The organism is Gottfriedia sp. OAE603, from assembly GCF_040543965.1.
Classification (GTDB): Bacteria; Bacillota; Bacilli; order Bacillales; family Bacillaceae_G; genus Gottfriedia; species Gottfriedia solisilvae.
In genome coordinates this window covers 2,582,942-2,596,187 of sequence record NZ_JBEUNN010000001.1, presented here as the reverse complement: position 1 = coordinate 2,596,187, position 13,246 = coordinate 2,582,942, and the positions used below count along the sequence as shown (strand labels likewise).

Annotated in this window: 13 protein-coding genes and 1 pseudogene; 11 read left to right on the top strand and 3 right to left on the bottom strand. The window is 31.2% G+C overall.

All coding sequences use genetic code 11. The features are described 5' to 3' along the window. Positions 1-484: 484 nt before the first annotated feature. Positions 485-613: a hypothetical protein gene (locus tag ABID96_RS13235; RefSeq protein WP_377896892.1), complete on the top strand. Its 129-nt coding sequence runs from the start codon at positions 485-487 to the stop codon at positions 611-613. Positions 614-656: 43 nt separating this feature from the next. On the opposite strand, the gene ABID96_RS13230 is transcribed toward ABID96_RS13235, so the two are convergent. Both ABID96_RS13230 and ABID96_RS13225 read right to left on the bottom strand, forming a co-directional pair. Beyond that, on the bottom strand, positions 657-1,901 hold the full coding sequence (locus ABID96_RS13230) for an NAD(P)/FAD-dependent oxidoreductase (RefSeq protein ID WP_192602447.1): 1,245 nt from the start codon (positions 1,899-1,901) through the stop codon (positions 657-659). A 378-nt stretch (positions 1,902-2,279) separates the two neighbouring features. After that, on the bottom strand, positions 2,280-3,386 hold the full coding sequence (locus tag ABID96_RS13225; RefSeq protein WP_192602446.1) for a GerAB/ArcD/ProY family transporter: 1,107 nt from the start codon (positions 3,384-3,386) through the stop codon (positions 2,280-2,282). A gap of 651 nt (positions 3,387-4,037) precedes the next feature. On the opposite strand from ABID96_RS13225, the gene ABID96_RS13220 reads away from it, so the two are divergent. From ABID96_RS13220 to ABID96_RS13200, 5 genes are all read left to right on the top strand, one after another. Then, positions 4,038-4,802 carry an SDR family NAD(P)-dependent oxidoreductase gene (locus tag ABID96_RS13220; RefSeq protein WP_192602445.1) on the top strand — a complete coding sequence of 255 codons (765 nt, stop codon included), beginning with the start codon at positions 4,038-4,040 and terminating at the stop codon, positions 4,800-4,802. A 31-nt stretch (positions 4,803-4,833) separates the two neighbouring features. Next, the gene (locus ABID96_RS13215) at positions 4,834-5,139 is read left to right on the top strand and encodes an ArsR/SmtB family transcription factor (RefSeq protein WP_192602444.1); all 306 of its coding nucleotides are present in this window, start codon (positions 4,834-4,836) and stop codon (positions 5,137-5,139) included. Between the two features lie 353 nt (positions 5,140-5,492). Next, positions 5,493-6,005: a DUF3189 family protein gene (locus ABID96_RS13210; protein WP_192602443.1), complete on the top strand. Its 513-nt coding sequence runs from the start codon at positions 5,493-5,495 to the stop codon at positions 6,003-6,005. A gap of 363 nt (positions 6,006-6,368) precedes the next feature. Then, positions 6,369-7,808, top strand: a complete 1,440-nt coding sequence (locus tag ABID96_RS13205; RefSeq protein WP_483301359.1) for a flavin monoamine oxidase family protein — start codon at positions 6,369-6,371, stop codon at positions 7,806-7,808. 85 nt (positions 7,809-7,893) lie between these two features. Beyond that, positions 7,894-8,382, top strand: coding sequence for a hypothetical protein (locus ABID96_RS13200; RefSeq protein ID WP_192602441.1), 489 nt, complete (start codon positions 7,894-7,896; stop codon positions 8,380-8,382). A gap of 358 nt (positions 8,383-8,740) precedes the next feature. Here ABID96_RS13200 and ABID96_RS13195 read toward each other — a convergent pair whose 3' ends face one another. After that, positions 8,741-9,934 carry an FAD-dependent monooxygenase gene (locus tag ABID96_RS13195; protein ID WP_192602440.1) on the bottom strand — a complete coding sequence of 398 codons (1,194 nt, stop codon included), beginning with the start codon at positions 9,932-9,934 and terminating at the stop codon, positions 8,741-8,743. Between the two features lie 328 nt (positions 9,935-10,262). Between ABID96_RS13195 and ABID96_RS13190 the strand changes: the two are divergent. The 5 genes and pseudogenes from ABID96_RS13190 (at position 10,263) to ABID96_RS13170 (ending at position 13,139) form a co-directional block, all read left to right on the top strand. Then, positions 10,263-10,757 (top strand): annotated as a pseudogene (locus tag ABID96_RS13190) (NUDIX hydrolase). 161 nt (positions 10,758-10,918) lie between these two features. Next, a complete protein-coding gene (locus tag ABID96_RS13185; RefSeq protein ID WP_192602439.1) occupies positions 10,919-11,251 on the top strand; it encodes a SunI/YnzG family protein in 333 nt (110 codons plus the stop codon). A 155-nt stretch (positions 11,252-11,406) separates the two neighbouring features. Continuing rightward, positions 11,407-11,748, top strand: a complete 342-nt coding sequence (locus tag ABID96_RS13180) for a hypothetical protein (protein ID WP_192602438.1) — start codon at positions 11,407-11,409, stop codon at positions 11,746-11,748. 646 nt (positions 11,749-12,394) lie between these two features. Then, entirely contained in the window at positions 12,395-12,610 is a 216-nt protein-coding gene (locus ABID96_RS13175) for a DUF6366 family protein (protein ID WP_192602437.1), read from the top strand. Between the two features lie 136 nt (positions 12,611-12,746). Beyond that, positions 12,747-13,139: a hypothetical protein gene (locus ABID96_RS13170; protein WP_192603194.1), complete on the top strand. Its 393-nt coding sequence runs from the start codon at positions 12,747-12,749 to the stop codon at positions 13,137-13,139. Positions 13,140-13,246 lie beyond the last annotated feature (107 nt).

Here is a 13,246-nt window from a genome sequence, read left to right as displayed (position 1 = left end):
TGATTTATTTATATAAGATTCATAATTTAACAGTAATTCTATAAAAAGGTAATAACACTTATACTATTATTTATAGTATTGCTTCAGAATCTAATGAAATTCATACCTAAAGATTTTCATTGACTACAAAAATGAATATAAAAATATTCCGAAGCATTCATGATTCAATGCAGTATTAAATGAAGAATGATTAGTATCATATTTGGATTTTTAAATTTTTAGGTTATGAAACTAAATGGCGCGTTAGTTGAAATACAAGAGGTTACTTTGGTAGCCTTTTTATTATGGAAAATGGATAAATGATTATGGTTTTAAATTAAAAAAATTATTTATCCATAATTAGAGTTTATAAAAACCATGAACGACCCTTTATAGATATAAAGAAATAGTAATTAATTATTTTAAGTTAGATATTAAAAAGTTCATAATCAGTTCATAACTTCCTCCTATGCTTAACTCATCAAATAAATAGGAGGAAGTTAAAATGACTAATAAACCAAAAAGAAAGAGGAATAAAAAGTTTGTTGTATCATCGGTGTGGGGAGAAATTTATGAAGAATACATTACAATGAACAAGGAAACCCTCAAAGGGGTTTCCTCTATTTTTATGTAGTAATCAGCATTAAAGTTTAGAAGAGCCTATATGTTAAATAGAATCAATTAGAAGAAACAAAAAATCCACTTTTTAGCAAAGGTCGATTTTGCAAGTATAAAGCTAAATCTGGACATTCCCCTTCAATAATTTCCTTTGCAATAAGCTTCGAAAGCAGCTGACTGTAAACAGTCCCGTTATCACCAAAGGCAAATAGGAAATAACTATTTGGAAATGTATCGTATTTTCCAATAATTGGAATGCCATCGAATGTGCCTCCATAAAATGCTGCTAAGTAATATTCTGGCTGTATTTGAATAGTTGGAAACATTTTATTAAACTCTTCTATCAGTTTCTTCTTCTTGTGAATCAGTTTACTATCACGATCTTCAGGGTACGAAGTATTATCATCAAGTCCGCCTATGATAATCCTGTTATCTCTAGTTGTACGCATAAATAAATATGGACGAGCGGTTTCCCAAATGAGTGTTCTGTTATACCATTTGGAAAGATCTTTGACTGGTTGGGTAGTTACGGTATATGTACTTACAAAGGAAGCTTTTTTCTCCTTTTGAATTTCAATTCCTTCATAACCTGCTGCATAAATAATATAGCGTGTTTTGATAGAATGACCATTCTTTGTAGTTACAATCACCTTATCTTGTTCTTTATCATAATGGTGACCGTTCATTTCCGAATGTTCAAATATTTGGATTCCTTTATTTGCGGTGTACTCCAAAAGTGCATGGGTGTACCTGAAAGGATTGATTTCTGCATCATTGTATGAATAAATAGCGGCATCCCTGCTAAATGGATATTTTGCTTCAATTTCATCCTTTGTTAAAAAAGTAAGTTCACAGTTTTTCTGTTTTAAGAATTCATATTCCTTTTTTAGATTTTCAACGTCGTCACGACAGCTTGCGGTATAAAGAGTATCTCTTCTATTGAACTCACAATTAATGATGACTTTTTTTGAGGCTACTTCAATTTCATTTATGGCTTCCTTCAGTAGTTGTAAATGCCTTTCGATGTAACCTTCTCCAAAGGTGTTGATCAAATCTGTAAACATTTTTTCACCGGAATATTGAAGAAGGGCCGTATTTGAACTAGTACTGCCGCAGCCAATGGTTGATTTTTCAATTACAACCACATCTAAATTTGTATCGGAAAGATAATATGCACATTGTGCCCCTGAGCTTCCCCCTCCGATGATTAAAACATCACAAGAAAGGTCTGCTTCCAGCGCCGGATATGATGGAGCATCAGGAAAAGTTGTAGGCCAATAATAGGTTCCAGATTGTAAATTCATCTATATCCTCCAGTTATTAAAAAGTATATTTTTACTATTTCCAACCTCAATTTGTGTATGCAAAAAATCCTACTCAGATTTAACACTATGTAATATTAAATAAATTGTGAAAAAATGAAGGTAACTGAAATGAAATTTAAAATAGAAAAAGCATCTGCCAGTTCTTTCGAGAAACTGACAAGTAAAACACAAAGGCAGGAGAAGTGAGCGCAAACAATTTAGTTCGATTAAATCTGCACTTATACTGAGAGCAAGAAACGGAAAAGAGGAGGCGCATTATTATATATGATCGACTACCTGTATTGAAATTTATGATTAAAAAGGGGTAGCTACTGCTATCCCTTTTTCATACTTAAAAATAAAGTGGATAAGTAATTATTATTTTTTTGAAAATTTTATATTTCTTTGAATCAGAACAATTAATAACAGACATACAGGAATAATGATTTGGAGAGGTATATGTAAATAATACGGGACTATATCAAACCCTTCCTTAATGTGTTCTAAGTAACCCGGGGCCATAAATAAAGAAAGCAAAATAATTATAATACTAAGAGGGTAGATTAGCTTTTCAGTTTTCTTTACATTAAATAGATCGGCAGAACCAGAAAGTGCACAATAGAAAAAAATAGTAATTTTTATAAATCCTGCAAACACCATTAACATAATAATAAATGTATCTAGTCTTTGTATAAAATGTGCAATATTAACAAAACTAACTGCCGTTAAAAGTGGAAAAGAAGTTCTTTCAAATAATGAAGCGCCTAAGATTGCTATGTTATTAATATTGAATATAATCATTAATATACCTGTGACTATTATCGCTAAAAAACCTACCTTAAAAGTATTTTTTGTTTTATTTACATAGGGAAAAATCATAGTAAACGTTATGAGTTCACCAAAAGGAAAAGTTAATGTAGTGGGAAAGACATCTTTCAAGATTGGTTGTATTCCATTTTCTAAAACCGGTCTTAGATTATTAAAGTTCTGTAATTTAGAAATTGTTTCTGCTCCAATTAAAAAAAACATCGTCATAACAATTAACATAAAAATTACTTCATTAGCTCTTGCAAATGTTTCAAGTCCCTTATATAGGCTATAAATTATTAGTGACATCATAATTATTCCAATCAAAATTATAGACGAAGAATTAAATAGAGTAATAACTAATACTTCTTCAAAATCACGTAAATCTCGTGCTGCAATATAAAGGAAATATACAATATAAATTAAAGCTATTAATTTTCCTGCAAATTCACCTAATATTAGTTGAATGTATTTTGTGAAAGGTAAACTGGGATATATTTCATATAATTTCATATACACAAATAATAATATACAACCCAAAATAAGACTAATAAGTATAGTAATCCAACCATTTTGTTTTGAATTATGAGCAAGGCCGAAAACCGTTGTAGTTCCTCCTTCAAACAAAAAAATCATACAAAATAATTGGAAGCCACTAATTTTTAATTTGCGATTCATCATATTACCTCAATAATTTAATTTAATTCTCTGTCAACATTATTATGATTACCTATGTTTACCAAAGTATGTGAAAGTATAGATTTATCTGCGTCACTTTTGGTTAGTTTTATAGCGTTATATGGCGTAACGATGTTTAAAATATTCCCTTCAATTGTGAGAGCTTATGTAGGTTAAGGAAGGGGGATTTTTTAATACTTACAATTATATGAGGGTGGGGCTTGCATTGATATAAAAGCCCGGATTTATACGATTGGATTATTACAGCTATCTGCTTGGCGTTTTCTGATATTTTATGGCCTCCTTGTAATTAACTAGTAATTCTCCAATCCATCTACAACTAACTGGTGCGTTAGTTAAATACTCATTTCGAGCCGATAAAATATGAACGGCTCCAATTTTACTATTTGACAATTAAGTTAAATAAAGCGATTGTATCTTAATTGGTGAATAAAAAAGTATGATTCAGTTTCTCGTAAGAACTTTATTTTAGAGCTAAAAGAGATTTATAGTAAGGAAAAAAATAGAGGTGGTAATTTGAGTAAAATTGAAGTTTAATAATTGACAAGTATTAAATTGCTATATACTATATATTTATAAGTTTAAACGTATCAACTTGAAAAAATACTAATACAGTAAGGAGTCTTAAATATGAAAAAAACAGTATTAATAACTGGAGCTACAAGTGGATTAGGATATGAGTTTGTAAAGTTATTCGCTAATGACGGATATGATCTTGTATTAGTTGCAAGAAATACACAAAAACTAGAGGAAATTAAACTGACGTATTCTAATCTAAATGTGAGTATTATTTCGAAAGATTTAAGTGTACCAGGTTCTGCTAAAGAAGTGTTTGAAGAAGTTGAAAGCCTTGGCATTGAAATTGATTTTTTAGTAAATAATGCAGGCTTTGGCTTGTTGGGTAAGTTTGATGAACTTGATATTAATAAGCAATTAAATATGGTTCATTTAAACGTAATGGCATTAACAGAGTTAACATACTATTTTCTACCTAAAATGAAGAAAAAGAATTTTGGTAAAATTTTAAATGTAGCAAGTACAGCAGCATTTCAACCCGGTCCATTAATGGCAGTATACTATGCAACAAAAGCTTTCGTCTTATCGTTTTCAGAGGCACTTGTAGAAGAGTTATCAGAAACGAACATAACAGTTACTACACTTTGTCCTGGTGCAACAAAAACTAATTTCGGATCAGTTGCTAATGTAGAAGATACTAAAATGTTTAGTCAAGCGATGAATTCTAGTAATGTTGCAAAAACGGGCTACCTATCATTTATGAAAGGGGAAAGAGTGGTTATAACTGGAACTTTTAATAAAATAGGAGCTTATTCTGCTAAGTTTCTACCGAGAAGCCTGTCAGCTAAAATTGCAAAATATGTTGCGGGTGAAAAGTGAGTAATTCATCATTATTATGAGGTGTAAAAAAATGATAAACAAACCAATAGATGTTTTCAGAGAATGTATTCCATTATTCCATGCATTAAGTGATCCAGCCAGACAAGATATAATATTATTACTTGCTGAAGTAGAATTTTTAAGCGTTAATGAAATTTCAGAGAAATCAAATTTATCACGGCCAACAATTTCTCATCACCTTAAGATAATGAAAGACAATAATCTTGTTGAAATAGAGAAAAAGGGAAAACAGAGGTTATATTCACTTTCCTTAGGTCAATCAATTGAACAATTAAAAAGATTAATAAATATTGTTGAATCTGAATGTATCTATTGATATATTCAGATTCATTTTGCTACAAACAATTCGTGATAAAAATGTTTATATAAGTTTTTCATCTGTTTCTGAACTTTCCAAAGCAATAAATCTTGGTTCCTGCAAAAAGTGAATAGAAAATTTATTGTACAACTAACTGGCGCGTTAGTTGCACAACGGACTACTTCGGTAGTCCCTTTATTTTCGAGTCTCCCAATTTATTTATATTTATAAAGACTTGTTCAAGAGTTGCTTCTGCAACTCTTTTTTATTTCCTTAACTGACAGGATAGTTCTGTAAGAAACTGAAGGTGGTATTGACAAGAGAATAAAAGCCCATAATATCAATAGATAAAAAGATAAAGGAGACATCCTATGATTTATATTTATAATGATTATGGTGGAACGCATACGACTTCTATGGCTGCAGCATATCATTTAAAACAATTACCTCAGTCAGAAAGAAAACTAACATCTGAGGAAATAATAAATATAGAATACTTTAATAAATTAACAAAAAAGGATTTTGGAAAGCTCATTTTTCATGGGAAAGATGAAGATGGCAACTCTGTTTATACAATTGGTCGAAAAAGGAACAAACTTCTTGTTCCTGCACTAAAAGAATTGACCTTACTTCTACAAAATAATTTTCATTTCAATGAAAAAATAGTATTCTCGAACACTTCACCAACCGTTCCAATTGTTATGTCATTTGGGGGATTTTTCTCAAGAGGATTGAAAATTGATTTTATAGGTGTACCATTATTAATAATTGGTGCTAAACAATGCTGTGATAATATTTACAGGTTGGTTGAACACACTAAACATATTGGTCATACTTCTTTTAATGAAAACGTGATTATTTTAGATAATGAAATGTTTAAGTAAAATGTCCCTTTCTTGTATAACTAACTGGCGTGTTCAATATCATTGTTCACTTTTTTTATTGTATTAAATGGCAGTTTATTTCAATAAGGGGATGCATTACAAAACTATTTAATGATGGTCAAGTTAACTTTAATCAATTGGAAAATTAAAAGGGTAGAAAAAACAGATACATTATCTGCTTTCTACCCATTTTTTTGTTTATATTGATTCACTTTCATATTGAAATGGTATTGAGAACTCATTATCGTACAACTCAAGTTTGTTCAATTGTTCTTAGACGAACTATTTTTAAATAGAATGGTATTGGTAGTTAAATTTTAAAAGAAAGAGTTGATGTCTTTGAATTCAAAATTACTACCTTCAATGGATGAAATGTTATCGATTATTAAGAATGGATTACATAAATCAAATTCCCCTAAAAATATAGTAATTCTTGGAGCGGGAATATCAGGTTTGGTTACTGCTTCACTTTTAAAAGATGCAGGGCATCAAATTACAATTTTAGAAGCCAATAATAGAATTGGTGGACGAATTTATACGAAAAGGGCGCCTTTTATAAATAATGAATATTTAGACCTCGGTGCGATGCGGATACCTTCCATTCATCTTTTAACATTAGCATACATTGATAAATTTAAGTTACCTTTAAACGAATTTATTAATAGTACACCAAATGATTTAATTTTTACTAATAATGTACTAACTAATGAAAAAAATTATGCAAATAAACCAGATTCATTAGGGTATAATTTGGCGCCGGATGAAAAAGGTAAATCTGCAACTGACTTACTTAAACTAGCAATCGGACCAGTCATTGATTTTATTAATCAAGACCCTATAAATAATTGGGACGTAGTTGTTAATTTGTATGATCGATTTTCCATGCATGAATTTTTAAGATATAATCCTGTTGGTATGTCTTTGTCTCCTGAAGCAATTGATTTAATTAAGACGATTGTAGGAATAGAAGGGTTTCCCGAACTCGCTTTTACAGGAATATTAAGAGAAGTTATTGTACTCTTGACCCCAAATCTAAAACTTTATGAAATTACAGGCGGTAATGACCAACTTCCATATTCATTTTTACCACAATTGAAAAATGATATAATACTAAACCAAAGAGTTACACAAATTGTTCAAAGTGAAAGAAATGTTATGATTAATACTCGACATGAAAAAAATAAGACACAACATCAATTAATTTGTGACTATGTTATTACAACTATACCCTATTCATTATTAAACTTCGTAAACATATTCCCATTTGAATCCATATCTCGTAATAAATGGAAAGTCATCAGGGAGATACACTATACTAGTTCAACTAAAATTGGATTGCAATTTAAAACAAGGTTTTGGGAAAAATTAGGTTTGTTCGGTGGTAAAATAACGACTGATTTACCTATCAAATTTTCATATTTCCCTAGCCACAACTTAGGTTCCAATGAAACAGGTGTTGTATTAGCAAGTTATACTTGGGGAGACGATTCTGATATTTGGGAAAGTATGACTGAAGAAGATCGAATAAGTATGGCATTAAATAATCTTTCATTTATATTTGGGAATCTAGTTTATTCGGAGTTTATTGTAGGATATACACATAGTTGGATGGAATATCCTTTTTCTGGAGGAGCATTTATTATGTATAAACCTGACCAACAAAAAGAATTTGGCCAATCTATTAGTAGTCCAGAAGGAAGAATACATTTTGCTGGCTCTCACACATCATCTACACCAGGATGGATACAAGGAGCTATTGAAGCAGGTATTCGTACTGCTGTTGAAATTAATAAAATCCAATAAAAGTTATACAATTAATACTGGCACGTTAGTTCAACAGTAATTCCATTGTTAAATTAGTTCAGTATGTAGGTTGGAGGTTATTCCAATGGAAAAAGAGGAAAGGTCAGCTGGTATTAAAATTTTAGATTTTTTATGTAATGGAGCGACAGTTGAAGGGTTGATGTTTTACGGACTGAAATTACATATTTCTGAAAGCGAATCTAATTCAGATCGAATTAAAGGACAGATTTACATTAATATTGAGAGTGATTTTTGTATATTTGATACAATGCCCAAAGAAATACCATTACATGATGATCTTCCTAAACTAAATTTGGTTGAATCCTCAAAATTACTTTGTGAGTTAAGATTAAAAAAAATTAAAGATATTTCATTATCTAAAAAAAGTCCTCATTTATTCTTAACATTTGAAACAGGAGAAGTTCTCTTCATATGGGGACATCACGATAAATATGAAAGTTGGCAGGTAGGTGTCATTGATACTTCAATGGATAATGATATTTGGTTAGTAGTGGCTTGTCCTAATGATAGTTTAGCAGTGTGGGGACCAGAAGATATTCTTGGAAAGAACTAAATTTCTTATTAAACTAACTGGCGAGTTAGTTCAATAACAGAGAACATTTTGTTGTGGTAAATGAGGTCATTTGTTGTACAAAAGAGAGGATAGATGAATACAGGTATTTTAATCCTGTTCATCTATCCTCTTTTGCCTTATAAAATGTGTGACATTATATTTGGATATTTAAATATAAATAAACATTTTATTGAATTTTAATAAAATCAAAGCTGTTCTTTTTTATGGTTGGATATTTTGCTTTTCTAGTGATGTGTTTAAGTTAAATTATCAAAAGAAAGTAAACAAAAAAGAGCTCATACTTTAAGTTTGGCTCTTCTTTTATATCGAATCTTATTCAAACATAGAAACTATAAGATTAATAATCTTTCAATTCAATCTCGTTGGCAGCTTTAGCGATCATTTTCGTAATCATTTTAAACATGGTACTCATAACGATGGGAAAACGTAACATTAAATTGCGCAACTTAATTTTTAAGTTTGATTTTTCAATCATACCTCCAGCAGTTAATAGCGCTATTTTTTGGTTTTTCTGAACAAAATTTCTCATCTCTTTTTCATAGGAAATAAAGGACTTGGTGTGATCACCATGAGCAGCTTTGAGTTCCCCTGCTAATACATATGCTCCAACAAGTGCGAGGCTAGAGCCTTGACCTGAAAGAGGTGATGGACAATACGCCGCATCTCCTACCAATGTAATCCGACCTTTTGACCATGTCGGCATGTGAATCTGGCAAATTTCATCAAAATAAAAATCTGAAGATTCTTTCAATTTGTTAAGTAAACTCGGTGTTTCCCAACCCGTAAGCTCTTTAAAAGCATTGTTAATAAGATTCTTTTGTTCTTCCAGATTATAGCGGTCATACTTAAGTGATTCTGATTGGAACACAAACATGCCCTTTGCCTCAGTGTTATTATTTGCGCTATAACCAACAGTTTTACCTGGCACCGTAAAAAACATCTGACAGTGGTCGAGGTTAAGGTAATTCTCAAGGTTAAAAATCGAGATATAACAACCCAGAGTACGTTTAAATTGTTCTTCTTCGCCAAAAGTCAAGTTACGCACATTTGAATGGATTCCATCCGCACCAATGATCAAATCGAATATCTGTGGCTTCCTATTTATGAATTGAACTTCTACTCCGGTTTCAGACTCATTTATTGAGGTAATTGAATCACCCCAAATATATGTAACTTTATCCTTGGTCAAATCATACAAAATATTACTTAGATCCTCACGCAAAATTTCGATGTCCATTCCATGCTGATTACCTATACTGGCTTCGCTCATTTGACCTTTGATCTTCCCTTTTTTGTTCACAAAGTAAACACCAGTCATATGAGTATCTGCTGCACGAACTTGATCAAGAATACACATCCGCTCAAGTACCAAAATGGCAGCACCGCGGATATCAACGGCATATCCACCTGGGCGTAAAGTGGGCGCCCGTTCTATAATAGTCACCTCAAAACCATAGCGGTGAAGCCAGTAGGCGAGAGCTGGTCCAGCAATGCTCGCACCGGAAATAAGAACACGAATCGGCTGCATCATAATTGTTTATTCACTCCTAGCCTAATGAAAGTTAAAACATAACACCAGTATATTCGCGGCTTTTTAACATATGTATGGCACTGAGATATTAATAAAAGAGGAATTCATGATTTGATTGCTGGAACAAATGTCATGGAGTTTTATTAATGTTGTTGAACTAACTGGCGCGTTAGTTGAACATCACTGAGATGCTTCGGTAGCTCTTTTTTATTCGAGTAAACTGGTAGGATAGTTCAAGAAAAGGATTCTACGAATAAAAAAGAGAATAAGTCTATACAAGTTCTTTGGTTATATTCATATTAACTGGTTTAAAAAAGGGTGATGTTATATGACAACAACTTATGTAAATTGGGGAGAAGCAAAAATAAAATTAACCTGGAAACAGGATAATCAACTACCAACTCAATACCTAATAACAAGTGTTCATGGACTTTGTTTTTATAATAACAAGTTATTATTAGTCAATTTAAATCATAGAGGGTGGGATTTTCCTGGTGGTCACATAGATTTATATGAAACTCCTGAAGAATGCTTTAAACGTGAAGCAATGGAAGAGGGATATGTTGAGGGCAAATGTGATCTTCTTGGATAAATAATAGTTGATCACAACGAAAATCCAAAATGGAGTGAAAAGAGTAGATATCCTAAAGTTGGTTATCAAGTATTCTACCACATGGACATTAGACAATTCCACACTTTTGAAGGTAAACACGAATCAGCCCAAAGGAAATTAATTAATTCAAATGAAATCAGAACTTACTACCATGAGTGGCATAGCGTATACCAATCAATTCTAGACTATGCTATTGATAAAGATTTATAAAATGTTTATGATCTTATACAGCTAACGGTGAGCGTTAGTCGAACAACGATATGCTGCTTCGGCAGTCTTTTTTTGTTTATAAAAAAATTATTAAATATTCTTACCATAACGAATGGTAAAATATGGATATATAAATACAATGTAAGCAGGAGGAAATCTTTATGTGGATTACTATTGGAATGTCAATTTTAATAGTAGGTATACTTTTCTTATTCAATTATCTATTTTTAAAAGTGAATATCACTGAAACCGAAATTATCATTAAATATGCTTCTGATAAGCAGGTAATAAAAAAAGAGGAAATCGTTTCAATCAAAATTCCGAAAGAATATGCACCTAAAGCGGAACGTACAATGGGTTTTCCGACTAGAACAAGCGACAGAGTATTAATTCAAACGAAATCAACGAGTTATGCTCTATATGTACAAAATGATCAACGCTTTATCAGTGATTGCAAAGACGTATTGAATGTAGCACATTTAATTATCGAGTAACAAACCAATCAAAATGGGCGTTTTTCATTAGTTGTATAATGTTCGACGACTGCTTCGGCATTTTTTTTATTGCAGCATATGGCATGATAGTTGAATAAGAAATGATATAATAACTTCTTAATATACTTAAATAGAAATATTATAGGAGTTCATCAATGAGTAAACTAAAAGATTCTAAGTATTACCGACTACTATTGGCAATCATTGGTTTGATTTTATCAACAATAGCCGTTTATTTTAGTCAAAAATTCCAAGATATGGCTTATGATTTTGGACCGGGAGTGAATATGAAATGGTATTGGGTAGGTGCTGTTTTATCTTACTTTTTCATAGTTTTATCAATTGTTATTAAAGTTGTATATTTTAAAACTAAAAACATCAGTAGTGATTTTCTAAATGGATTCTATATGATGTTTATTAGTTTTAGTATCATGTTACTCTTTTGGGCAGTCAGTTGGACGACATTTATTATTATCGCTTGGCAATCTGACATGTAATAATCCATTCCTGATGTAATTAAATGAAGCTTGCAATGGATATTATCTATATAATCTTTATGAAACTAACTGGCGCTTTAGTTGAACAAAGATAGACTACTTCGGTGGTCTTTTTTTTGTTGTACTAACCAGTAGTTTAATTGAGTTAGAATTTTTGAATTGAAAACAAGATTCCCCCAAATTTCACAAATCGTATGAAGTGTATAATTAAAACTAAGGGTTACTAAATTATAGGAGGGGAAAAGTATTGGAAATGATTTTAAAAATTAGTTATCTATCAATTGGAGTGGGTCCTCTTGTTTATTATTTTGTTAAGGGGAAAAATAAAAAAACAAAACCTAATCGGAAGATGCAAATTTTATTGTGTTCAATTAGTTTTCTTATCATATTATTGACTATTTACGATACTTTTTCTAACTAAATAAAATCTATTAATTTCGACATACGAAGAATCAGGTTGATGCAGTATTGTCATAAATGTTTATTGATCTCTTATGAAACTAACTAGCGCTTTAGTTCAACAACAGTAAGCTGCTTCGGCAGCTTTTTTTGGACTATCTGGCAGAATAGTTCAACAAGGATGATGGTTATTTGTGGTAAAATATATAAATAAAGAATGGTTATTTAATTTATTGGGGGTGTTTATATGCAAGAAAACAAAGAAACACCTGAACAAAAGAGAGATAGATTAAGACAACAAGAATTAAAAGGTAATCCAACTGGCAATCTGAATGATGTTTTTAACAGGGCAAACAATGGCAGTCTTGTAGATTTGGTAAATAGTTTGGGATGGAAAGGTACTGGAATACTTATTCTTGTACTAATATTAGGGACTATAATATATTCTGTCTTCTTTCGCTAACTGGCGCGTTAGTTCAACAGCCATGGACTGCCTCGGTAGTCCTTTTATAGTGCCAACAGGCAGATTAGTTAAATACGGAAAAATATAATATGTTATTATTTAAAGAGACAAATTTTAAGTTAATTGAGGGTAGCACATGAAAAAATTGATTGTAATATTGTTATTAGGAATTATTGGAATTGGGTGTTTTTTTCTATTTTCAGGTCACAAAGGATTTGACATCACCATTAAAAATCAAACGAACAAAAAAATATCAGGTTTATATCTTACTAATAAAACCTCAGTTATTAAAATACCCTCGATATCCTCAGGTGAAGAATATAAATTTAATGTAATTCCAACTGGAGATTTTAGGAAGGATTCAATGGATCTGCATTATAAAGACCGTAATGGACAATTACACATAGAATATGTTTTAGGATATTTTGAAAAAGATAGTTATGGAGATGCGTTAATTACTTTAAAATCGGTTGATGAGAATGGGAAAATTCAAGTTGAAGACACTGAATCAACTGTAACAAATAGATGAATTTCTTATTGAACTAACTGGCGCGTTAGTTGAAGACCAAGAGCTGCTTCATTGCAGCTTTTTCATTTTTATATATAAAAGAAGGTAATAACAGCTATGAGTAGAAA